This is a genomic window from Nocardia sp. CA-136227 (genome assembly GCF_050955695.1).
GTDB lineage: Bacteria > Actinomycetota > Actinomycetes > Mycobacteriales > Mycobacteriaceae > Nocardia.
The window spans coordinates 45,030-68,304 of the sequence record NZ_CP192081.1; the positions used below are offsets into that span (position 1 = coordinate 45,030).

21 protein-coding genes are annotated in these 23,275 nt (G+C 68.7%); 7 read left to right on the plus strand and 14 right to left on the minus strand.

The genetic code is table 11. The features are described 5' to 3' along the window. The first annotated feature begins 140 nt into the window (after positions 1-140). From gltB to ACQP06_RS00225, 5 genes are all read left to right on the plus strand, one after another. Positions 141-4,790: a glutamate synthase large subunit gene (gltB, locus tag ACQP06_RS00205; RefSeq protein ID WP_433669577.1), complete on the plus strand. Its 4,650-nt coding sequence runs from the start codon at positions 141-143 to the stop codon at positions 4,788-4,790. A gap of 128 nt (positions 4,791-4,918) precedes the next feature. Next, the gene (locus ACQP06_RS00210) at positions 4,919-6,388 is read left to right on the plus strand and encodes a glutamate synthase subunit beta (RefSeq protein WP_433669579.1); all 1,470 of its coding nucleotides are present in this window, start codon (positions 4,919-4,921) and stop codon (positions 6,386-6,388) included. Between the two features lie 318 nt (positions 6,389-6,706). Continuing rightward, on the plus strand, positions 6,707-7,366 hold the full coding sequence (locus tag ACQP06_RS00215) for a hypothetical protein (RefSeq protein ID WP_357274979.1): 660 nt from the start codon (positions 6,707-6,709) through the stop codon (positions 7,364-7,366). A gap of 42 nt (positions 7,367-7,408) precedes the next feature. Then, positions 7,409-8,428, plus strand: coding sequence for an alpha/beta hydrolase (locus ACQP06_RS00220; RefSeq protein WP_433669581.1), 1,020 nt, complete (start codon positions 7,409-7,411; stop codon positions 8,426-8,428). 321 nt (positions 8,429-8,749) lie between these two features. Continuing rightward, a complete protein-coding gene (locus ACQP06_RS00225; protein ID WP_433669582.1) occupies positions 8,750-9,595 on the plus strand; it encodes a cutinase family protein in 846 nt (281 codons plus the stop codon). Positions 9,596-9,688: 93 nt separating this feature from the next. On the opposite strand, the gene ACQP06_RS00230 is transcribed toward ACQP06_RS00225, so the two are convergent. The 4 genes from ACQP06_RS00230 to lysX form a co-directional block, all read right to left on the minus strand. Next, entirely contained in the window at positions 9,689-10,021 is a 333-nt protein-coding gene (locus ACQP06_RS00230; protein ID WP_433669584.1) for a hypothetical protein, read from the minus strand. A gap of 126 nt (positions 10,022-10,147) precedes the next feature. Next, positions 10,148-10,765 carry a histidine phosphatase family protein gene (locus ACQP06_RS00235; protein ID WP_433669585.1) on the minus strand — a complete coding sequence of 206 codons (618 nt, stop codon included), beginning with the start codon at positions 10,763-10,765 and terminating at the stop codon, positions 10,148-10,150. Between the two features lie 51 nt (positions 10,766-10,816). Continuing rightward, positions 10,817-11,014 carry a hypothetical protein gene (locus tag ACQP06_RS00240; RefSeq protein WP_357088413.1) on the minus strand — a complete coding sequence of 66 codons (198 nt, stop codon included), beginning with the start codon at positions 11,012-11,014 and terminating at the stop codon, positions 10,817-10,819. Positions 11,015-11,134: 120 nt separating this feature from the next. Next, positions 11,135-14,470, minus strand: a complete 3,336-nt coding sequence (gene lysX / locus ACQP06_RS00245) for a bifunctional lysylphosphatidylglycerol synthetase/lysine--tRNA ligase LysX (protein ID WP_433669588.1) — start codon at positions 14,468-14,470, stop codon at positions 11,135-11,137. 178 nt (positions 14,471-14,648) lie between these two features. Between lysX and ACQP06_RS00250 the strand changes: the two genes are divergently transcribed. Further along, complete coding sequence (locus tag ACQP06_RS00250; protein WP_357088410.1) at positions 14,649-14,870, plus strand: RNA-binding S4 domain-containing protein; 222 nt, start codon at positions 14,649-14,651, stop codon at positions 14,868-14,870. Positions 14,871-14,936: 66 nt separating this feature from the next. Here the strand turns inward: ACQP06_RS00250 and rraA are convergent, their stop codons facing one another. Together rraA and ACQP06_RS00260 are read right to left on the minus strand one after the other, a co-directional pair. Next, entirely contained in the window at positions 14,937-15,428 is a 492-nt protein-coding gene (rraA, locus tag ACQP06_RS00255) for a ribonuclease E activity regulator RraA (RefSeq protein ID WP_433669590.1), read from the minus strand. 5 nt (positions 15,429-15,433) lie between these two features. After that, the gene (locus ACQP06_RS00260) at positions 15,434-15,940 is read right to left on the minus strand and encodes a nitroreductase/quinone reductase family protein (protein ID WP_433669591.1); all 507 of its coding nucleotides are present in this window, start codon (positions 15,938-15,940) and stop codon (positions 15,434-15,436) included. Positions 15,941-16,116: 176 nt separating this feature from the next. Between ACQP06_RS00260 and ACQP06_RS00265 the strand changes: the two genes are divergently transcribed. Continuing rightward, positions 16,117-18,321, plus strand: a complete 2,205-nt coding sequence (locus tag ACQP06_RS00265; RefSeq protein ID WP_433669593.1) for a serine/threonine-protein kinase — start codon at positions 16,117-16,119, stop codon at positions 18,319-18,321. Here ACQP06_RS00265 and ACQP06_RS00270 read toward each other — a convergent pair. The 8 genes from ACQP06_RS00270 to ACQP06_RS00305 form a co-directional block, all read right to left on the minus strand. Beyond that, positions 18,314-18,766, minus strand: coding sequence for a DUF1707 and DUF4190 domain-containing protein (locus ACQP06_RS00270; RefSeq protein WP_433669595.1), 453 nt, complete (start codon positions 18,764-18,766; stop codon positions 18,314-18,316). The genes ACQP06_RS00265 and ACQP06_RS00270 overlap by 8 nt on opposite strands. Before the next feature lie 95 nt (positions 18,767-18,861). Beyond that, positions 18,862-19,242 carry a DUF5313 family protein gene (locus ACQP06_RS00275; protein ID WP_379278185.1) on the minus strand — a complete coding sequence of 127 codons (381 nt, stop codon included), beginning with the start codon at positions 19,240-19,242 and terminating at the stop codon, positions 18,862-18,864. A 75-nt stretch (positions 19,243-19,317) separates the two neighbouring features. Continuing rightward, entirely contained in the window at positions 19,318-19,800 is a 483-nt protein-coding gene (locus ACQP06_RS00280) for an SRPBCC family protein (RefSeq protein ID WP_433592366.1), read from the minus strand. Between the two features lie 58 nt (positions 19,801-19,858). Next, entirely contained in the window at positions 19,859-20,827 is a 969-nt protein-coding gene (locus tag ACQP06_RS00285; protein ID WP_433669597.1) for a copper resistance D family protein, read from the minus strand. Further along, positions 20,824-21,354: a copper resistance CopC family protein gene (locus tag ACQP06_RS00290; protein WP_433669599.1), complete on the minus strand. Its 531-nt coding sequence runs from the start codon at positions 21,352-21,354 to the stop codon at positions 20,824-20,826. Before ACQP06_RS00290 ends, ACQP06_RS00285 begins: the two co-directional genes overlap by 4 nt. Then, a complete protein-coding gene (locus ACQP06_RS00295) occupies positions 21,351-22,001 on the minus strand; it encodes a YcnI family copper-binding membrane protein (RefSeq protein WP_379278178.1) in 651 nt (216 codons plus the stop codon). The genes ACQP06_RS00290 and ACQP06_RS00295 overlap by 4 nt, the downstream gene beginning before the upstream one ends. 49 nt (positions 22,002-22,050) lie before the next feature. Beyond that, complete coding sequence (locus tag ACQP06_RS00300; RefSeq protein WP_433669601.1) at positions 22,051-22,551, minus strand: hypothetical protein; 501 nt, start codon at positions 22,549-22,551, stop codon at positions 22,051-22,053. A gap of 7 nt (positions 22,552-22,558) precedes the next feature. Next, positions 22,559-23,197, minus strand: a complete 639-nt coding sequence (locus ACQP06_RS00305; RefSeq protein ID WP_433669603.1) for a DUF6474 family protein — start codon at positions 23,195-23,197, stop codon at positions 22,559-22,561. Between the last annotated feature and the right edge of the window lie 78 nt (positions 23,198-23,275).

The following is a 23,275-nucleotide window of genomic DNA, read 5'->3' on the forward strand; positions in this document are numbered from 1 at the left end:
CGGGTGGACAACTGCAAAGTTGACTGCACGGAGTGACCATCAGCGCCGCTGGTCTCCGAAACGTCCGGACGCAGTCCAGACCGGAGGCGTTCGACGAAGGCCGCATTCTTCGAAGGCCTGTTTTTTGTGAAGGCAGAGGCATGACGCAACTTCCTGGCCACAGGTCCCCTGGACCCATCGGGCTCTATGACCCGGCGAATGAACACGACGCCTGTGGTGTCGCATTCGTCGTCGACATGCACGGCCGCCGCAGCCGCGACATCGTCGACAAGGCTATTACGGCATTGCTGAACCTGGAGCACCGTGGTGCGGCCGGCGCCGAACCCAACTCGGGTGACGGCGCGGGCATCCTGATCCAGCTCCCGGACAAGTTCTTCCGTGCCGTGGTCGACTTCGAGCTCCCCGCCGAAGGTTCCTACGCGACCGGCATCGGCTTCCTGCCGCAGGCACGCCGCGAGGCCGCTCGCGCCGGGTACGGCGTCGAGAAGATCGTGCGCGAAGAGGGCCTCGAGGTCCTCGGCTGGCGCGAGGTCCCGATCGACGAGTCGTCGCTGGGCGCGCTGTCGCGCGACGCCATGCCGACCTTCCGGCAGATCTTCATCGCCTCCCCCAAGGGCGGCGCCGAGCAGCTCTCCGGCATGGACCTGGAGCGCCGCGCCTACGTCATCCGCAAGCGCATCGAGCACGAGCTCGGCAAGTCGGGTGCCGGCGAGGGCGCGACCGGCAAGGAGTCGGTGTACTTCCCGAGCCTGTCCGGCGAGACCTTCGTCTACAAGGGCATGTTCACCACCCCGCAGCTGCGGGCGTTCTACCTGGACCTGCAGGACGACCGGGTCGAGTCGGCGCTGGGCATCGTGCACTCGCGCTTCTCCACCAACACCTTCCCGTCGTGGCCGCTGGCGCACCCGTTCCGGCGCGTCGCCCACAACGGTGAGATCAACACCGTCTCCGGTAACGAGAACTGGATGCGGGCCCGTGAGGCGCTGCTGAACTCCGACGCGTTCGGCACCGACTCCGAGGGCAACAACCGCCTGGAGAAGATCTTCCCGGTCTGCACCCCGGGCGCTTCGGACACCGCGCGTTTCGACGAGGTGCTCGAGCTGCTGCACCTGGGTGGCCGCAGCCTGCCGCACGCCGTGCTCATGATGATTCCGGAGGCGTGGGAGCGCCACGAGTCCATGACCCCGGAGCAGCGCGCGTTCTACCGCTACCACTCCTTCCTCATGGAGCCCTGGGACGGCCCGGCCTCGGTGTGCTTCACCGACGGTTCGGTCGTCGGCGCGGTGCTGGACCGTAACGGTCTGCGCCCCGGCCGCATCTGGGTCACCGAGGACGGCCTGGTCGTGCTGGCCTCCGAGGTCGGCGTGCTCGACATCGACCCGGCCAAGATCGTCTACAAGAAGCGCCTGCAGCCCGGCCACATGTTCCTGGTCGACACCAAGCAGGGCCGCATCATCAGCGACGACGAGGTCAAGTCGACGCTGGCCGCCGAGTTCCCGTACCAGCAGTGGCTGGACGAGGGCCCGACCAAGCTGAGCGACCTGCCCGACCGCCCGCACGTGCACATGTCGCACGACCGCGTGCTGATCCGCCAGCAGATCTTCGGATACTCCACCGAGGAACTGAACATTCTGATCTCGCCGATGGCGCAGACCGGTGGCGAGGCGCTCGGCTCGATGGGCACCGACACCCCGATCGCGGTGCTGTCCTCGCGGCCGCGCCTGCTGTTCGACTACTTCTCGCAGCTCTTCGCGCAGGTCACCAACCCGCCGCTGGACGCCATCCGCGAAGAGGTCGTGACCTCGCTGCGCAGCATGGTGGGCCCGGAGGCCGACCTGCTGAACCCGGGTGCGGAGTCCTGTCGTCAGATCACCCTGACCCAGCCGATCCTGGACAACGACGAGCTGTCCAAGCTCGTCCACATCAATGACGACGGCTCCCGTCCCGACCTGCGTTCGGTCGTCGTGCACGGCCTGTACCCGGTCAAGAAGGGCGGCAAGGGGCTGCGCAAGGCCATCGAGGCCGTGCAGCGTCAGGTCTCGGCGGCCATCGACGGCGGCGCGCGCATCATCGTGCTGTCCGACCGCGAGTCGAACGAGAAGCTGGCCCCGATCCCGTCGCTGCTGCTGACCGCCGCGGTGCACCACCACCTGGTCCGGGAACGCACCCGCACCAAGGTCGGCCTGGTCATCGAGGCCGGTGACGCCCGCGAGGTGCACCACATGGCCATGCTCGTCGGCTTCGGCGCGGCGGCCATCAACCCCTACATGGCCTTCGAGTCCATCGAGGACATGCTGGAGCGTGGCGCGCTGCAGATGCCGGGCAGCACCGGCGATCACGCGGCCGACTTCAAGAAGGCCGTCTACAACTACAACAAGGCGGCCGGCAAGGGCGTGCTGAAGGTGATGTCCAAGATGGGCATCTCCACCATCGCCTCCTACCGTGGCGCGCAGCTGTTCCAGGTCGTGGGCCTGGCGCAGGAGCTCGTCGACGAGTACTTCACCGGTCTGCGTTCGCCGCTGGACGGCATCGGCCTCGACGACATCGCCGACGAGGTCGCGCAGCGGCACCGGATCGCGTTCCTGGAGAACCGCAACGAGCGCGCGCACCGCGAGCTCGAGATCGGCGGCGAGTACCAGTGGCGTCGTGAGGGCGAGTACCACCTGTTCAACCCGGACACGGTGTTCAAGCTGCAGCACGCCACCCGCTCGGGCCAGTACAAGGTCTTCAAGGAGTACACGAAGCTGGTCGACGACCAGTCGGAGCGTCTCGCCTCGCTGCGCGGTCTGTTCAAGTTCAAGAACGAGCACCGCAACCCGATCTCGATCGACGAGGTCGAGCCGGCGTCGGAGATCGTGAAGCGCTTCTCGACCGGCGCGATGAGCTACGGCTCCATCTCGGCCGAGGCCCACGAGACCCTGGCCATCGCCATGAACCGCCTGGGCGGTCGCTCGAACTCCGGTGAGGGCGGCGAGCACCCGGCGCGCTTCGAGCCGGAGGAGAACGGCGACTGGCGTCGTTCCGCGATCAAGCAGGTGGCCTCGGGCCGCTTCGGCGTGACCGCGCACTACCTGACCAACTGCACCGACATCCAGATCAAGATGGCGCAGGGCGCGAAGCCCGGTGAGGGCGGCCAGCTTCCGGCGCACAAGGTGTACCCGTGGGTCGCCGAGGTCCGGCACTCCACCCCGGGCGTCGGCCTGATCTCGCCGCCGCCGCACCACGACATCTACTCGATCGAGGATCTGGCGCAGCTGATCCACGACCTGAAGAACGCGAACCCGCAGGCGCGGATTCACGTGAAGCTGGTCGCGGAGCCGGGCGTCGGCACCGTCGCCGCGGGTGTCTCGAAGGCGCACGCCGACGTGGTGCTCATCTCCGGCCACGACGGTGGTACCGGTGCGTCGCCGCTGACCTCGCTGAAGCACGCGGGTGGCCCCTGGGAGCTCGGCCTGGCCGAGACCCAGCAGACCCTGCTGCTCAACGGTCTGCGCGACCGCATCGTGGTCCAGGTCGACGGTCAGATGAAGACCGGTCGCGACGTCATGATCGCCGCGCTGCTGGGCGCCGAGGAGTACGGTTTCGCGACCGCTCCGCTGGTCGTCTCGGGCTGCATCATGATGCGCGTCTGCCACCTCGACACCTGCCCGGTCGGCGTCGCGACCCAGAACCCCGTTCTGCGTGAGCGTTTCACCGGCAAGCCGGAGTTCGTCGAGAACTTCATGCTCTATGTCGCCGAGGAAGTCCGCGAGCTGCTGGCGTCGCTGGGTCTGCGGACCCTGGACGAGGCCGTCGGCCGGGTCGACCTGCTCGACACCACCGCCGCCAAGGCGCACTGGAAGGCCGCCAAGCTCGACCTGTCGCCGATCCTGGACGACGTCGAGACCGCGTTCATGTTCCAGGACCGCCGCCGCACCAAGGACCAGGACCACGGCCTGGACAAGGCGCTGGACAACGAGCTGATCGTGCGTTCGGCCGACGCCCTGGAGCGCGGCAAGCCGGTCAAGTTCGACTCCAAGATCACCAACGTGAACCGGACCGTCGGCACCATGCTCGGCCACGAGGTGACCAAGCTGTACGGCGGAGTCGGCCTGCCGGACAACACCATCGACATCACGTTCACCGGTTCCGCCGGTAACTCGTTCGGTGCGTTCGTCCCGGCCGGTATCACCCTGCGGGTGGTCGGCGACGCCAACGACTATGTCGGCAAGGGTCTTTCGGGTGGCCGCATCACGGTGCGCCCGTCCGACGACGCGCCGGAGTCCTACGTCGCGGAGCAGAACATCATCGCGGGCAACGTGATCCTGTTCGGCGCCACCAGCGGCCAGGCCTTCCTGCGCGGTGTGGCCGGCGAGCGCTTCGCCGTCCGCAACTCGGGCGCCACCGCGGTCGTCGAGGGTGTGGGCGACCATGCCTGTGAGTACATGACCGGTGGCCGCGTGGTCATCCTCGGTGAGACGGGCCGCAACTTCGGCGCGGGCATGTCGGGCGGTATCGCCTACGTGTACAACCCGAACGGCACCTTCGAGGCCAACCTCAACACCGAGCTGGTCGATCTGGAGCAGCTCTCGTCCGACGACGCGCAGATCGTGCACGACATCGTCGCGCAGCACCGCGACGAGACCGGTTCGGCTGTCGCCGAAGGCATCCTGAGCGACTGGTCGCAGCAGGTGACCAAGTTCGTGAAGGTCATGCCGCGCGACTACAAGAAGGTCCTGCTCGCCATCTCCGAGGCCGAGAAGGCCGGCCGGAACGTGGACGAGGCCATCATGGAGGCGGCTCGTGGGTAACACATCACCTTTGGCGTGGACGAGGCGCTGTGACCATTCAAGGCAGCTCGTGGCTGACCTCACCTTTGCGGTGCAACGCAGCACCATCGTTGTTCCGTGCGCGCAGCGCATTAGTCAGGAGTTCGTAAATGGGTGACGCACAAGGCTTCCTGAAGCACACTTCCCGGGAACTGCCCAAGCGCCGTCCGGTTCCGCTGCGACTGCTGGACTGGAAAGAGGTCTACGAGGAGAAGTTCTCCCACGAGACCCTGCAGAAGCAGGCCAGCCGCTGCATGGACTGCGGTATCCCGTTCTGCCACAACGGCTGTCCGCTCGGGAACCTGATTCCCGAGTGGAACGACCTGGTGTACAAGGGCGCGTGGAAGGAGTCGTTCGATCGGCTGCACGCGACCAACAACTTCCCGGAGTTCACCGGCCGCCTGTGCCCGGCTCCGTGTGAGGCGTCCTGCGTCCTGGGCATCAACCAGGATCCGGTGACCATCAAGCAGGTCGAGGTCGAGATCATCGAGAACGGTTTCGACGAGGGCTGGGTCACCCCGGTCTACCCGACCCGTCTCACCGGCAAGCGCATCGCGGTCGTCGGCTCCGGCCCCGCGGGCCTGGCCGCCGCCCAGCAGCTGACCCGGGCCGGTCACACCGTGACCGTGTTCGAGCGCGACGACCGCATCGGCGGCCTGCTGCGCTACGGCATCCCGGAATTCAAGATGGAGAAGCGCTTCATCGACCGCCGTGTCGCGCAGATGGAGGCCGAGGGCACCATCTTCAAGGCCGGCGTGAACGTGGGCGTGGACATCACCGCCGCGCAGCTGCGCAAGCAGTTCGACGCGGTCGTCCTGGCCGGTGGCGCCACCATCGCGCGTGACCTGCCGATCCCGGGTCGCGACCTGGACGGCATCCACCAGGCCATGGAGTTCCTGCCGCTCGCCAACCGCGTGCAGCTGGGCGACCAGATCACCGACGAGGACGGCCTGCCGCGCATCAACGCGCGTGGCAAGAAGGTCGTCATCATCGGTGGCGGTGACACCGGCGCGGACTGCCTGGGCACCTCGCACCGTCAGGGCGCGGAGTCGATCCACCAGTTCGAGATCATGCCGCGTCCGCCGGAGGAGCGGGCCGCCTCGACCCCGTGGCCGACCTACCCGCTGATGTACCGCGTCTCCTCGGCTCACGAGGAGGGCGGCGAGCGCGTGTTCTCCGTCAACACCGAGCGTTTCGTCGGTGCGGACGGCAAGGTCACCGGTCTGCAGGCGCACGAGGTGAAGATGGTCAACGGCCGCTTCGAGAAGGTCGACGGCACCGACTTCACTCTGGAGGCGGACCTGGTGCTGCTGGCCATGGGCTTCGTCGGCCCGCAGAAGAACGGCCTGCTCGAGGGTCTGGGCGTCGGTTACGACCAGCGCGGCAATGTCATGCGCGACAAGGACTGGGCCACCACGGTGCCCGGCGTCTTCGTCGCCGGCGACATGGGCCGCGGTCAGTCGCTGATCGTGTGGGCCATCGCCGAGGGCCGCGCGGCGGCCGCCGCGGTGGACAAGTACCTGGAGGGTGAGACGGCGCTGCCGTCCCCGATCACCCCGACCATGGTCGCCCAGCGCTGATCCGCAGCCACTGAGCGAACGCTCGAAGGTGCCCCCGAACTTCGGTTCTGGGGCACCTTTTGTCATGCCGGGACACTTTTGGTCATGCGATAAACGTATGTGAAATGTTTACTAGTCAGTAGCTTCGAGTAGTTTTCGCAAACCCTGGACAGGGGACCAGTTACACCTGTTTACTTACCCCTCGTGTGGAGTCCACCTCTCCGAGTCGTCCGCAGCGCTCGGTAAGTATGGATCGGTCCCGGAGGATCTCGGGACATCTTTGGAGGAAAAGTAATGTTCCGTAATCGCCGCGCGGCCGCAATCGCGACTTCTGGCGCAATGGTTTTCGCCGGTATGGGCATGGCCGTCATGGAAACCGGCGTCGCGTCCGCCGAAGGCACCTGCGCCATCAGCTCGCACGCCGAGAAGAAGGATGCCAGCACCGTCGGCATCACCATGACCTACGACAAGTCGGTCAACGGTGACTCGATCGGCGTCGGCACCACGGCGACCTACAAGATCGTCGTCGGCACCACCGGCATCGGCAACCCGTACGTCAACACCATCACCGACTACCCGCCGTCCGGCTTCGGCGCGCCGCTCGAGGCCAGCGTCACCGCCTACCACCTGGCCGGTGGCCAGCGCACCGAGGCGGTCACCCCCGAGCCCAACGGCGGCGGCTGGAAGGTCACCAACCCGGGCTGGTTCGTGAACTCCGGTAACCCGGTCACCTACACCATCACCTACCGCGTGCCCACCAACCTCTCCGGTGGTCAGCAGGTCACCAGTGGTGGCATCGGCGTCGCCGGCACCGTCGGCGTCAGCAACAGCCTGCCGAACCTGACCGCGTGCTTCACCGCCCGCCCGAACACCGTCGGCGAGTCCGCACTCGGCAGCCTGAACAACAACGGCCTGGGTTCCTCGGACGGTCAGACCAGCTCGACCGGTTCGTTCTCCGACATCATCTCGGACGCGATCCGCAAGTACATCGGCAGCTGATCCCCGACCGGGCCGATTCGATCGATAGGAACACCCGTACCGATGCGCACCCGTAAGTCACCGGCACTCACCGCGATTGCGGGCCTGGCGTTCTCGCTGGCCCTCACGTTGTCGCCGGAGGCCATCGGTACGGCCACGGCCGATCCCGCGAATTCCGCGGAATCCCACCTCGTTTCGATCGATCGGCCCGGACAGCGGCAGGAAGAGTTCAAGGTCTATTCGGCCGCCATGGGCCGGGAGATCACGCTCCAGGTCCTCACCGCATTCGACAACAGCGTGCCGCGACCGACGCTGTATCTGTTGAATGGCGCGGGCGGCGGCGAGGACGCTGCGACCTGGTATCGGCAAACCGATATTGTCAGTTTCTTCTCCGACAAGAACGTGAATGTGGTATCGCCGGTCGGCGGTAAATTCTCGTATTACACCGACTGGCAACAGGATGACCCGGCGATCGGCCGCCAGAAGTGGGAAACCTTCCTGACCGCCGAACTGCCGCCCATTATCGACAAGGCGCTGAACACCTCCGGCGCGAACGCCATCGCGGGCGTCTCCATGTCCGCGACCTCCGCGTTGAACATGGCCATCCTCGCGCCCGATCGCTACCGCGCGGTCGCCGCCTACAGCGGCTGCGCCTCCACCGCCGATGACAACAGCCGCAAGTACATTCAGATGGTGCTCGACCGCGGCGACGCCGACTCCCGCAACATGTGGGGTCCGCCCGGCGACCCGGACTGGGCCCGGCACGACGCGGTGCTCAATGCCGAGAAGCTGCGCGGCAAGGCGCTGTTCATCTCCAACTCCACCGGACTGCCCGGTCCGATGGACACCCTGGACTCGCCGTCGATCGGCGGTCGCCCGGCGACGCTGGCCAACCAGATCATCCTGGGCGGGCTGATCGAGGCCGCGACCAATGGATGCACGCATCAGCTCGCCGACCGGCTGGGCGCGCTCGGCATCCCGGCGCAGGTCGAATTCCGGCCCTCCGGAACGCATTCCTGGCGGTACTGGGAAGACGCGCTGCACCGCTCCTGGCCGATGCTCGAGGCCGCGCTTCAGGGCTGATCCGCCGGGTTTGCCGGATATTGCTGCGCCGGTGAATGTTCGGCCGGAATCGGACGTCTTCGCCTGCTCGTCTGGCACTGCTGACTAGGCCCCTTTATGCTTGTCGGCGGTGTGTCGCTGATCTCGTCGACCAGTTTGTTCCGGCGAACTCATACGGGGCGGTTACCTGGGTTAACCCGGAGTGCACCGGAGTGTCATCCGGCGACCGCACCATGATCGGGAATACGGGACGCGTGAGATGTCCCGGCACAAGCGTGAACTGGAGCAAGGGTGCGGTTGAAGAATATTGTCGCGGCTGCGGGTGCAGCGGCGAGCGTGCTCATGTCGGGAATCGTCCTGGGCAGCGGTCCCGTTTCGGCGGACCCGAGTTGCCCGCGTCTCTACACGGTTGCCGTCCCCGGCACCTGGGAGACCGGCCACGACAAGGACCCCAAGCCCGGCATGCTGGCCACGGTGACCAATGGTCTACCCGGTGATGTCGACTACGTGACCTACGCGGCGACCGCCTTCCCGTGGGAGGGCGACATCTACGCCGCCTCCAAGAAGGAAGCCGTCGACAACGCCCGCGGTCTGGTCCAGGCCGTGGCCGCGCGGTGCTCGGGCACCAAGATCGCCATCACCGGCTACAGCCAGGGCGCCGACGCCGCAGGCGATCTCGCCGCCGAGATCGGCAGCGGCCACGGCGTGGTGCCGCCGGATCGCGTCGCGGCCGTCGCGCTGATCTCCGACCCGCGGCGTTCGCCCACCGACGCCCAGATCGGTCCGTTCGCCCCGGGCGCGGGCGCGGGCGGGCCGCGCGCCGGCGGCTTCGGCTGGGTCAGCGACAAGGTGCGCACCGTGTGCGCCCTCGGCGACCTGTACTGCTCCACCGAGGAGACCGACTTCGTCACCCGCTTCGCCGGCTTCCTGGCGCAGGCGACGAACCCGAACAACTTCAACCCGTGGCAGACCCAGCTCGAGTTCGGGTCGATCCTCAATGACCTGATGGCCCAGGGTGGTTTCGGCACCCTGCAGGCGCAGCTGGCCGAGGGCGCCGACAGCGAGTACGCGCACCAGCTCGAGCAGTTCTACCGCAGCGGCAAGCACACCAGCTACGGCAGCTACGGCGTCGGCGGCGGCCAGACCGCGCTGACCTGGATGCACAACTGGATCGCGACCAACGCCTGATCCTCGGGTGAGAGGTTCTGCGCCCCAGGATCGCACCGCATCGAAAAGGCCGCTCCCATTCCGGGAGCGGCCTTTTCGACTGTCTGCGGGGATCTAGCCGAAGGAGCCGGTGGGCGGCAGCGCGGGCGCGGGGGCGGGGTTGTTGTTCCAGCCGTTGTTGTCGCCGTTGTTGTTGTTCCAGTCGCCGTCGCGGTTCCGGTCACCGTCGTGATCGCGGTCGTGGTGATCGCGGTCGCGGTCCCGGTCGTGATCGTGGTCCCACGGCCCGTTGTCGTCGATCTGCTGGGCGACGACCGGGGTGGCGGTGTCTGCGGGGGTCGCCGCGTTCGCCGGGAGGGCGACGACGGCGAGCGGGATGGCGGCCAGGAACCCGGCCGCGGCCAGACGCATGGCGAGACGACGGCGGGGCTTGTCGAGGGCGGACATCGTGGTGCCTTTCTGTCGGGATCGTGCGCCGCGGGGGGAGCGGCGCACGAGTCCCATCGAAAGGCCCGGGCCTCCGGGGTATGTGCGACCGGGCTGGGAGTCGGCTGAGCGTTGGTCGGGCGCCGGTCAGGGCAGGGCGCGTTGCGCGCGCGGCAGCAGGTCCCAGACGTGCCCGTTCTCGTTGACGGTGGCGGCGGTGCGGCCCCCGGTGCGCGAGTACAGGATTCGGGTGATCGAGCAGTAGTCGATCGGGAAGGTGAGCGGGCGCGCCAGTCCCAGCACGTCCTGCAGCAACACGTTGATCACTCCGCCGTGCGCGAAGACGACCACGGTGTCGGCGGCCGCGGCGGCCGCCACGATGGCGGTGACGCTGTCGCGCACCCGGGCGATGAAGGCATCCCCGTCGATCTGCTCGGGCAGATGCCCGGCCTTGATCCGCTCGTAGGTTTCCTGGAAGTCCCGCTGCGCGTCCTCGATGGGGATGTACATCGGCAGCTCGCGGTCGTATTCGGCGAGCCCGTCCACGATGTCGATGTCGAGCCCGAGCTTCTCGGCGGTGGGCCGCGCGGTCTCGCGGGCCCGCAGCTGCGGGCTGCTGACCACCCGCGCGATCCGGTGCTGGGCGAGTGCGGCCGGAACCCGGCCCGCCTGTTCGATCCCGAGCGCGGTGAGATCCGGGTCGGCGTGGCCGGATTCGGCCTGGACGCGCTGCGGCTGGGCGTGGCGGACGAGGATCAACTGCACACCCCCACTCTGCCGCACCCGGCCCGCAGCGCACCCCGGGGGTGCCGGGGGTCAGCCCTTCTTGCGGCGCATCAGGTAGACGATGCCCAGGATCAGGATCACGATGCCGATGCAGCAGACGCCCAGGAAGCCCCAGAAGCTCATGCCGCGCTTGCTGCTGGAGCGGCGGGCGGCGGTGTTCTCGAGGGCGGCGTTCCAGGTGTCGGGGTGGGTCCACACATGGTGGTCCAGCAGTGTCGCCTGGGTCATGAGATCTAGGTAATGCATGGAGTCCCCAATCGGTGTGGCCGGTGGCCCTCCCGGGCCGAACTCCCAGATTAACCGGGGAGACGGCCGCGGGAATCAGGGTTTACCCCGGTCCTGCCGGGTTCAGCTGCCCGCGCCGCGCGGTTTCACCAGCGGGAAGGGCAGGGTTTCGCGGATGCTGCGGCCGATCAGCAGCATGACCACCCGGTCCACGCCGACGCCGAGGCCACCGGTGGGCGGCATGGCGTGTTCGAGGGCCTGCAGGAAGTCCTCGTCGAGTTCCATGGCCTCCGGGTCGCCGCCGGCGGCCAGCATGGACTGTTCGGTGAGGCGGCGGCGCTGTTCCACCGGATCGGTCAATTCGCTGTAGGCGGTGGCCAATTCGACGCCCCAGGCGACCAGGTCCCAGCGTTCGGTGACACCGGCGATGTGCCGGTGCGCGCGGGTGAGCGGGGACACGGAGGTGGGGAAGTCGATGTAGAAGGTGGGGTTCTGGGTGGTGGCCTCCACCAGGTGCTCGTACATCTCGAGCACGAGTTGCCCGGCGTCCCAGCCCAATTGGAACGGGACGCCCGCCTTCTCACAGAGCAGCCGCAGGCGTTCGGCGTCGGTGTCGGGGGTGATGGTCTCGCCGAGCGCTTCGGACACGGCACCGTGCACGGTCTTGACGGTCCAGTCGCCGGAGATGTCGACCTCGGTGAGCACGCCGTCGGGTCCGGGGCGCAGCGCCACCATCCTGCCGTTGGCGGCGACCGCGGCGGCCTGGATGAGCTGGCGGCAGGCGTGCATCATGCGTTCGTAATCGCTGTGCGCCTCATAGGCTTCCAGGATCGTGAACTCGGGGTTGTGGCTGTAGTCGACGCCCTCGTTGCGGAAGACGCGGCCCAGTTCGAACACCTTCTCCATGCCGCCCACGCACAGCCGCTTGAGGTACAGCTCGGGCGCGATGCGCAGGTACAGGTCCAGGTCGTAGGCATTGATGTGGGTGGTGAAGGGCAGCGCGTTGGCGCCGCCGTGCACCTGCTGCAGCACCGGGGTCTCGACCTCGAGGAAGCCCCAGCCGTGCAGGCTGTCCCGCAGCGACCGCACCACCGCGCTGCGCTTGGCCATCACCTCGCGGATGTCGGTATTGATGGCCATGTCGACGTAGCGCTGCCGCACCCGGGCTTCCGGATCGGAGAGACCCTTCCACTTGTCGGGCAGCGGGTGCAGGCATTTGCCGATCATCCGCCAGTCCTGCGCGAGCAGGGACAGCTCGCCGCGGCGGCTGCGGCCCAGCTGGCCGCTCACCTCGATCAGGTCGCCCAGATCGAAGAACTCGGTGAACGATTCGCTGCGGTCCGCGCCCACCCGGCCGCTGTCGATGAGCAGCTGGATGTCGCCGGACCAGTCGCGCAGCACGGCGAAGATGACGCCGCCGTAGTCGCGAATCCGCAAGAGCCGCCCGCAGACTCGCACCGTGGTGCCCTGCGGGCAGCCGCGGGCCGCGGCCACGGTGTGGGTGGGCGGATAGGCGACCGGGTAGGCCTCGACGCCGGAGTCCTGGAGTTTGGCCAGCTTGTCCATCCGCACCCGCACCTGTTCGGGGCGGCGCCGGCCGTTCTCCTCGAGTTCCTCGGGCGGCAGGTCGGGCGGGCTGCCGTCGGCGTGCAGGCCGGTGACGCCGGCGGGCACCGAGGGCCGCAGACCGGTGTGGGCGGAGGCGTCGTGTTCGCGGCCGAAGCGGGGCAGGAAGCCCTCGGCGAGCGCGCTGGCGGTGGCGACCCGCAGCAGGTGGCGGCGTTCCTCGAACATGGAGAACCGCGGCACCCATTCGGGCTGGTACTTCACATTGGAGCGGTACAGCGCCTCGAGCTGGTACCAGCGTGAGAAGAACATGAGCACGCCGCGCCACAGCCGCAGCACCGGTCCGGCGCCGATCCGGCCGCCCTCCTCGAAGACCGCGCGGAAGACCGCGAAGTTCAACGAGATCCGGGTGATGCCGTACTGGTCGGAGGTGAGGGCGAGCCGCGAGATCATCAGTTCCATCAGCCCGTTGGGGCCGGTGCGGTCGCGGCGCATGAGGTCGAGGGAGACGCCGGTGCGGCCCCACGGCACGAACGACAGCATGCCGAGCACCTGCCCGTTGGGCGCGACCGCCTCGGCGAGCAGGCAGTCGCCGTCGAGCGGGTCGCCGAGCCGGTCCAGGGCCATGGAGAAGCCGCGTTCGGTCTCGGTGTCGCGCCATTCGTTGGCGCGCCGCATGACGTCCTGCATCTCCTCGAGGGAGATCTCCTTGTGGCGGCGCACCCGCACCGTGATGCCTTGTTTGGCAAGACGATTGGCGGCCTGCCGGACCGGCTTCATATCGGGTCCGGCGAGGGAGAAGGTACGGGTCTCGAGGATGGCCTCGTCGCCCAGGCGCAGCGCGGACAGACCGGCCCGCCGGTAGGCGGTGGCGCCGAGCTCGCTGGCGCCCATCACCGCGGGGGCCCAGCCGTACTGGTCGGTGAGCCGGAGCCAGGCGTCGATGGCGTGCGGCCACGCCTCCTTCGGCCCGATCGGGTCGCCGGAGGCCAGGCAGACGCCGAGCTCGACGCGATAGGTGATGGCGGCCTTGCCGCTCGGCGCGAACACCACGGCCTTGTCGCGGCGGGTGGCGAAGTAGCCGAGCGAGTCCTCGACGTCGGAGCGTTCGATGAGCCCGCGCAGCGCGGATTCGTCGAGTCCGGTCAGCGCGTTGGAGGAGCGCTGCGACCGGAACAGGGTGATCACCGCGGCCAGCAGCGCGATGGCGCCGAGCAGGCCGAGCAGCAGGTTCACCGGATGGGGCGGATGCCCGTCGAAGTCCTCGTTGGAGACCAGGATGGTGGCGGTCACCCGCGACACCGCCCACAGCGCGCGCTCGGTGTGGTCGGGCAGGCTGCCGGGGAACAGTTCGACCAGACCCCATCCGGCGAGGCTGCCCACGGCCAGTCCGCCCGCGAGCACGCCCAGCGCCCGCCACACCGCGCCCTGCTGCACGTGGGTGTAGAACTCCGACCAGGACGCGATCAGGACGCCGATCACCGCGACGTGGATGATCAACGCCACCAGGGCGTTGATGTCGCCCTCGGAGGCGAAGTCGAGGGCGTTGGCGAGCGCGAAGGCCGCCATATAGGCGACCAGCAGCCACCAGGCGATGCGCTTGCGGCTGGCGGTCGCGCCCGCCAGCAGGCCGATGACCAGGGCCCACACCAGCGAGGTGTCGGGTGCGTCGAAGTAGTAGGTGTCGACGAAGTGGCGCAGGTGTGTGGTCAGGTAGCGCAGCCCGGGCGAGATGCTCCAGGCGAAGCAGAGGACCGAGAAGATGCCGAGCGCGGTGCCGGCGAGGTGCGGAAGCTCCCGCAACCGGCCGTGCCCACGGTGCGGCACCTCCGGGGACCGCGGCTCCGGTCTGTGGTCGGAGTCGGGGTGCGGCCGGTCCTGCGTGGAAGTCACCGCACCAGTGTGAATGTTGCCCGTACCCATGTGCACTCAGAACCCGGTTCGTGTCTCGTCGCCGCGGTGCGGCTGGTGGGGGAAACCGCGGTGCGGCCGGTGGCGGTCACCGCCGCGTGGCGGCCGGTGGCGGGGGCGCGGTTTGGTCTCGCGGCGGTCGCGGGTGAGGATGTATCCCATGTCGGATCCATTCGATGTCCCGATCGAGGACGAGGTCATTCGACTCGGCCAGTTCCTGAAGCTGGCGAACCTCATCGATTCGGGTTCGGAAGCCAAGACCGTTATCGCCCAGGGCCTGGTACGTGTCAACGACGAGGTGGAGCTGCGCCGCGGACGGCAGCTACACGCCGGGGATGTGGTGGCGTTGGCCGGGCACAAGGCTCGGGTCACCAGCGGCTGAAGGCACACGGGTTCCCATTGTCGGGGGTTCCGGGCTCCAGCCGCTGAGAGCTTCCCGAGAGTCGGCCTAGTCTTCGCTGCGAACCACGACGCCGTCATGGTCGCTGTAGAGCATGTCGCCGGGGACGAAGCTGACGCCGCCGAATTCGACCGTGACGTCCTTCTCGGCGTTGCCCTCCTTCTGGGTGCTCTTGCGCGGGTTGGTGCCGAGCGCCTTGATGCCGATGGGCATGGTGCGTAGCACGGCGGAGTCCCGGACCGCGCCGTTGATGACGACGCCGGCCCAACCGTTGTCCACGCCGCGGCCCGCGATGATGTCGCCGACCAGCGCGGTGTGGATGCTGCCGCCGCCGTCGACGACCAGCACGCGGCCCGCGCCGGGCTCGCCGAGGGTCTGCTTGACCAGCAGGTTGTCCTGGAAGGTCTTGATGGTCACGATGCGGCCGGCGAAGGTGTCGCGGCCACCGAACTGAATGAACTGGGTGTCGCAGCTTCGGATCTCGGGGCCGATCTCGTCGGCTAGGTCGGCGGTTGCCACTACGTTCGTTGATTCGGTCACGAGAACTATCTTGTCAGGGCGAATATCCGCAAGTCACGGCCGGTGCGATTGCGGTAGGCGGTGTACGCCTCGGTGGTCTCCTCGAAGCGTTCGAAGATCACCCGCTTGCGGTCCTCGTCGGTGACCAGGGCGGCGGTGACGGGCAGGTGCTGCCCGGCGATGGCGACCTCGGCGGCCGGGTTGGCGAGCAGGTTCGCGGTCCAGGCGGGGTGGTGGGCCTGGCCGAAGTTGGAGCCGATCACGTACAGGATGTCGCCGTCGTGCACGTAGAGCAGCGGGGTGGTGCGGGGTGCGCCGGACTTGCGGCCGACGGTGGTGAGCAGGATGACGGGCGCGCCGATCGGGCCCAGGACGGTGTATTTGCCGCCGCTGCGTTCGATCACCCGGCGATCGAGCGGGGTCAGCTTGCGGATGACCAGCGATCCGAGTTTGGTGGCGGCGAACGGGCTGGCCAGCCGGGACAGCAGGTTGGTACGGGAACCCCAGATCCGTTCCGGGAACTGCTCACTCATACCGCGACAATAGTGCTCCGCGACCGGCCGTGCGGGGGCTCCGGCCGGCTGCCCCGAGCCGGGGGTGATGCGCTCCGCGCTCGCTCCGCGATCTATCTACAGGAATGAATCAACCGCTCAGTCGGATTCTCGGGCGCATACTGGCGACCACCCGGTGAATCCAGGTCGGGGGAGGCATGTACGTGGAACCGGTGATCGACTCCGATGGCGTCGACGAGATCCGATCTCTGCTGGCGTCGACCATCGCTGGGTTCCAGGCCGCCTGGGAGGCTGCGGGCGCCCCGCCGAACCTGGTCGAATTCCTGCCGCGCGCGCCGCAACTGCGTCGCGTCGCGCTGATCGAACTGATCAAGGTGGACCTCGAATACCGCTGGATCCGCTACGACTTCCCCAAACGCCTGGCCGAATACCGCGGCGAGTTCGACGAATTGCGTTCCGGCCCACTGCCCCCGGACCTGGCCTACGAGGAGTTCCACGCGCTCGAGCGCTCCGGCATCGCCCTCGACATCAGCTGCTACCCGACCGAGGCGGCTCCCACCGAATGGGCCGAGCACGACTACCGCAGCACCCTGATCGCCCGCCCGCAGGCTCAGCACGCGCTGGAGGGCATCGAGGTCGGCGACCGGATGGACGACTTCGATCTGCTGGTGGAACTGGGCGCGGGCGCCTTCGCCCGGGTCTTCCTGGCCCGGCAGCGATCCATGCAACGCCTGGTCGCGGTGAAGATCTCGCAGAACCACGGCACCGAGTCCGAAACCCTGGCCCAGCTCGACCACGAACACATCGTGCGCGTCTTCGATCAGCGGCTGCTGGCCGACCGGGAATTGAAACTGCTCTACATGCAGTACCTTCCGGGCGGCACGCTGTCGAAGGTGCTGGGGCTGGTGCGTTCCCGGGAACCGGCCGAACGGAACGGCGGCATCCTGCTGGAGGCCGTCAACGCCGCCATGCGCGACAAGGGCGGCCTGGTGCCCGGCGAATCCGCCACGCGCACCGAGCACGCGGAGCGGACCTGGCCGGAAACCGTTGCGTGGCTGGGCGCCCGGCTGGCCCGCGCGCTGGACTACTCCTCCGCCAACGGCGTCCTGCACCGGGACATCAAGCCCGCCAACGTGCTGCTCACCGCGGACGGCAGCCCGAAGCTGGCGGACTTCAACATCAGTTTCAGCACCCACGTGGCGGGCGCGAGTCCGCTGGCCTACTTCGGCGGCTCCCTGGCCTACATGTCCCCGGAACAGCTGGCCGCCTGCCATCCGCACCTGCCGGAGACGGCCGAGGCGCTGGACGGGCGCAGCGATGTCTACGCCCTCGGGGTGGTGCTGTGGGAACTGCTCACCGGCCACCGCCCCTTCGACGACGAGACCAGCGCGGGCGATTCGGAGTCCTCGCTCGAGCGCATGCTGCGACTGCGCCGCCACGAGGTGGATCCGGTCCATCTCGAGGCGCTGCCGTCCGACTGCCCGGCGACCCTGCGCCGGGTGCTGCTGAAATGCCTGGCCCCCGACCGCGAGAACCGCTGGGCGGACGGCGCGGCCCTGGCCCAGCAGCTGGAGCTGTGCCTGGACGAGCGGGCCCGCGATCTGGTGGATCCGCCCGAGCACAGCTGGCGGGCCCGGGTCGGTCCGTGGTCGCTGCTGGCCTTGATCACGGTGGCCAGCCTGGTCGGCGACGCGCTCGGCATGACCTACGCGAATCTGCACAACCATCCGCTGTGGGCGCTGTGGTTCACGCCCGAGGAGCGGGCGCGGTTGCAGGTGGTCGGCAATGCGCTGGTATTGATCTCGACGCCCGCGGCCATCGTGGTCACCAACTATCTGTGCCGCCGGGCCTTCATCGTGTGGCGTGGTCTGCGCCGGGGCCGCACCTACGATTCCGCGGCCCTGTCGCTGGCCCGCCGGGACACGTTGAAGAACGGTGACCGGGTGGCATTGCTGGCCTTCGTGTGGTGGGTGCTGGCGGCCGTGGTGTCGGCGGTGTCGCTGGTCGTCCTCACCGACCTGTCGCCGGGCCGGATCGCGAATCTGGTCGCGACGCTGCTGGTTTCGGGTGCGATCGCGGTCGCCTACCCGTTCTTCGTGGTGACCTTCTTCATCGTGCGCTGTTTCTATCCGCGGCTGCTCACCCACGGCGAGACGGCCGAGGATCGGGACGCGCTGCGCGCGCTGGGCCGCCGCTGCACCCGCTATCTGGCGGTCGCCGTGGCGATTCCGCTGGTCGGGGTGATCGCCAGCCTGATGTTCCTCGACACGGGGGAGGTGGCGCTGGTGCTGGTCCCGCTCTACGGCCTGTGTGTGGCGGGCGTGCTCGGCTTCCTCGGCGACTACTGGCTGTTCCGCCAGACCGAGGCCGACCTGCTGGCCTTCGAGCGAGCGGTCAGCTGAAGTAGATCCACCCGAAGACCAGCATCCACATCGCGCCCACCGCGAGCCCCGCGATCGCGAATCCCCGATCGTCGCGGCGTTCGGGTTCGACGGTGAGCGCGACCAGGCCCAGCACCACCGCCGGGACCGCGGTGAATCCGCACAGGAAGCCGAACACTCCGAGCACGAACGCGGCGATCCCCATGCCCTTCGACCGCGCGGGCGGCGGCGGATAGGGCGCGTAATACGCGGGATATCGCATCGGGGTGACCGGTTGCCACGGCAATCCGCTCATCACCCGGTCGATTTCCCCGCAGGTCCGCGCGGTGAGCGCGTGCCCGATGCGTTCGGACAATTCCTCGACCGTGATCCGCCCGGCCTGAAAACTCTGTTTCAGCGCCTCGATCGCGTGTTCCCGATCAGCATCACTCGCCAGGAATTGCGGTGCCGCCCATTGAGGTTCCATCTGGTTCTCCATCGAACCCGAAGCCGATTATCACTGCCTTCGAGCGTATTCCTCGCGGCGGTCGGGGGGTTCGAATCGAGACCGGGGACACAGGGTCAGGCGCGGCCGTGGCGCTGTTCGTAGGCGGTGCGGTCGGCGGCCTCGCGGGCGCGGCGGTCGGCGTCGGCCAGGGCGGGGTCCAGGCCGTTCTTGATGAGCCGATTGCGGCGGAAGACGTAGGTGAGGGCCGCGGTGAAGTAGATCAGCGGCAGATACAGCAGGGCCATCATGGCCAGGCCCATCCACAGCGGGCCGGGGATGAGCAGGAACAGGCACAGCACCGGGATGATCGGGATCAGGATCCGCAGCAGGTAGCGGCGGGTGGCGCCGGGTCCGGTGAGGTCACGAAGCACCCAGTCCCGCATGGACGGCGGGAGGGGCCGGCCGCAGATGTAGCCGAGGCGCTGCAGCGGGCTGGGGGTGGTGCGTTCGGACATGCGCCCAGGATCCCTCAGGGAGCGCGCGGCGGACAACCGCGGGGGGTCGGCGGCTCTGACGACCCGTGGACTGGATCAGGCGTTGGTGCGGTCCGGCTCGGCGCCGGTGCGCTCGGCGTGGAAGGCCGAGACCTGGCTGACCAGGTTGCCGGTGGAGCTCTTCACCGCGAGCTTCACGAAGGGCTCGATGGTCTTGCCGAGGATCTTGCCCGCCAGGCCGCCGGGAACCCGATAGTCGACGATGGCGTCGATGGTGCAGGATTCGGCGCCCTTGTCGTGGAACAGGAAGGTGGATTCGATTTCGAAGCCCTTGATGGATTTCACCGCGATGGCGTATCCGGGCTCGTGCCGCACGATCTTGATGGTGGAGTGCAGCGCGATCGGCCCGAGCTGAATGGTGCCGTCGAAGGTGGCGTCCACGCCCTCGATCTGTTCGGTCAGCGGCGTGAAGGCGCTGATCTCATTGATGAATTTCGGCAGATGCCGGTAATCGTTGACATAGGCGAAGGCGGATTCGGCCGAGGCGGCGCAATCCGCGACGATCTTGACTTCTGTCATGGGCGCAACTGTAACGTGTTCTAGTTTTTGTCGCAGGGGTTGTGATGCATGCCATCTATCACGCGGTCACTGCCAGCGTCGCGGCCAACCCGAACACTAGCGCCATCACCAGGACTTCCACAATCGCGCGCCGCAGCGACTGCTCCGCCGTCATCCGGTGATCGGCGGCCTTCGGCACCCAGCCGCGCCGCCACCACCAGCCCAGCCCGATCAGCACCGCCACCAGCACCGTCTTCGCCAGCAGGATCCGCCCGTACCCGGTGGTCACCAGGGGACTGACCCCGCCGATCCGCACCAGCCCGTTCACCAGCCCGGTGACGGCCACCGTGACCACCAGCGGCAGCGCCCGATTCGAGTACTTCGGCAGCAGCGCCGCCCATTCGCCGCGGGTGCGCACGGTCATCGCCAGCGCCAGCAGCAGTCCGAACCAGGCCGCCGCGGCCAGCGCGTGCACCGCCGCCAGGACCGACCCGAAGGTCTGCTGCGACATGTGCCCGGTGATCGGCCGCAGCGCCAGCGTCACGGCGGTGAAGACCAGCACCAGATCCGCGGTGGCCGGATCCGGTCGCCGGAAACCGAAGGCGCTGTAGGCCGCCACCACCCCGGTCCCGATGAGCAGCGCGATTCCGATCTGCCCGCCGCTCACGTGCGCGAGATAGTCGCCGAACTGGGTCCCGCTCAGCCGCCGCGCCCGAATCCCTTGCACCTCCGCGGCTTCCAGCACGAGCATGGCGAATTCCATGACCGCCCACGCGGCGGCGGCCACGGTGAGCGCCCGCCAGTGTGGGGTCAACCGGTCCGAGAGCCGCGGCAGCGCCGCCAGCCCCAGCACGGTCGCCCCCGCGCAGTCCGCGAGCACCCGGACCGGGGCCTCGGCCTGCACCGGATCCTCGGCGGCCAGCGCCCAGGCCAGCCCGGCCCCGGCCAGGGCGGCAGGAATGACCAGCAGCAGTAGCCATCTCGGTGAGCTGCCACCGCCGGTCGTCCCGCGCTCCCGGCGACGATCGATGCGGCCGGGCCGGTTCACGAGCGCCGCTTACCCCGTCCACCCAACAGCGCGAAGGCCAGGCCGCCGCCGAACAGCACCACCGCACACACGATGAAGATCCACAGCGGCACCCCGCCGTCGGAGCCGCCCGACTTGGCGCCGGCGTCCGACTTCGGGCCCGGAGTTCCGTTGCCCGCCTTGGTGAGCGTGAACGACCGGGTGCCGCTGACCGGGTGCCCGTCGGCGGACGTGACCCGGTAGGCGATCTTGTACTCGCCCACCGGACCCAGCTCACCGACCTCGACGCTGAGCGTCGCGCCGTCCACCTTCGGCTGCCCCTTCGACCACAGATTGCCGTCCGGCCCGGTGACCGTCATGGACGGGTAGGCGGGCTGCAGGCTCTCGTTGAAGGTGACGCTGACCGTCGCGGGGGAGGTGTCGATCTGCGCGCCGTTCTCCGGGGTGGAACCCACCACGGCCGAGTGCGCGCCCGCCACACCGCCGCCGAGCAACGCGAACAGGGCGACCAGCAGGCCGGTGATCAGACCGGCGACCTTGCGGCTCATGACCGCCGTCCCCGGATGACGCTGCCCAGGCCGAGCGCCGCGCCCAGCGCGCCGAGCGCCAGGCCGACGCCGCCGAGCCAGCGGGCGGTGTCGTCGGTGGCCTTGTCGCCCTTGTCCGCGTCGGCGGCGGGCGCGTCGTCATCGTGGCCGGTGCCCTTGGCGAGGGTGAGGGTGGGGGCCGGATGCTCGGGCTCGGTGCCGTCGGCGTTCGCGGGCTGGTTCCAGTCCACGACCTTGCCGTCGCTGTAGGTCTGGCTGGCGTTGAAGCTGACCTTCGCCTGTTCGGGCAGCGGCCCGAGGGAGACCGCGAAGCGCTGGAACTGCCCCGGCGCCACGCCCGGGTTGCCGGGATCGGCCGTCCAGGTGACCGACACGGCCTGGCCCTGCGCGTTCTTCTCGACCTTGGCGGTCCAACCGGCGATCGGCTCGGTGCGCGCGCTCTTCAGATTCGGCAGCGTCACCGAAACCTTGGTGGTGGAAGCGGTATCGGACTCGGTCGGCACCCGGAAGGTCGCGACCGTGTAGCCCTTCTGGGTAGCGCCGGGAGCGTCGACCACCACATGCGCGGCGGCGATGCCCGCGCCGGACAGCAGCAGCCCCGCGGCGGCCGCCGACGTGATCAGGGCACGCGAAAGAGAGGTGTTCATGGATGTAATGCCTTCTCTGACAATGGTTACGGGAAGTTACGGAGCGGGGTTACACCGTGACCGGGGGCGCGCGCGGTCCGGCCGCGCCCAGTGCGAGAAGGGTTTTCGAAGTAGGGGAGTGGTGCGCCGGGCGCAGCCGCGCGACACGCGCGGGCGGTCCGGCCGGGCGGGTGAGCGCCACCCGGACGGCCCGGGAGATCAGTTCGTAGAGCCGCTCGGCGACCAGGATCCCGAACGCGCAGACCAGGCCCGCGACCGCGTGCGCGAACACCATCGGCCCGTGCGTGGTGAATTCCATTGCCCGCGCGGCGTGCCCGTGCTGCACCAGGCCGCTCAGCGCGACGTGGCAGACGGGCTGGCCCGCCAGCATGAGCAGCGGCAGCGCGGCGGGCGGCCGCAGCACGGCGGCGATCGCCCCGAGTGCGGCCGCCGCCAGCATCAGCAGCATCAGCCCGGAGGTGCCGGGGTAGCCGCCGCCCGCGAACCCGTGCGCGCCGACCGCCAGGGCGGCCATGGCCACCCCGGCCGATCCGCCGCGCACCGAGCTCATGGGTGACTCAGCGCACGCCGAGCCGGTTGAGCACGTCGGCCTCGATGCCGGAGAGCTCGTTGGAGATCGAGGCGTGCACCGCACGGCGCCGCGGCACCGGCATCTGGGCGGCGGTGCGGACCGCCGCGGACAGGCTGTCGAGCCGGTCGCGGCTGGCGGCCACGAACTTCTTGGTCTCGGTGTCGGTGTGCTTGGCCTCGATCTCGGCCAGCGTCGACTCCACGCCCGCGATCCGGGCCTGCAGCTTGGCGCCCGGCCCGGCGAACTCGCCGAGCTGGTCCAGGCCGACGCCGAGCTGCTGGGCGCGGCGGGTGTCGAGCTGCCCGCGCACGAAGGTGGCACCGCGGTAGGCGAGCGGCGCCAGCACCGGCACCAGGATCCGGGCCACGCCGAGGTACTTGCGGATCGAGGCAGCGCTGAACGGGTCCCGTTCGGCGCGGGCGGCCACCTTCTCGGCGGCCTTCTCCTCGGCCTGCAGCTTCGCGATCTCGGCCTTGGCGACCTGCTGCTGCGTGCGCGCCTCGGCGCGGTTGCGCTTGCGCTCGTTGCGCGCCCCGAGCTTGGCCTCCATGCCGGCCTTGTGCTTGAGGGCTTTCGCCTCGGCTCGGCGGCTGACCCGCTTCTTGCGCTTGGTGAACAACCCCATTGATGGCCTCCGTCATGCTGGTTCGCCATGGCAGTACAGGGCCGGGGGAAATGCCTGTCCGCCCATGAAACGCAGTGT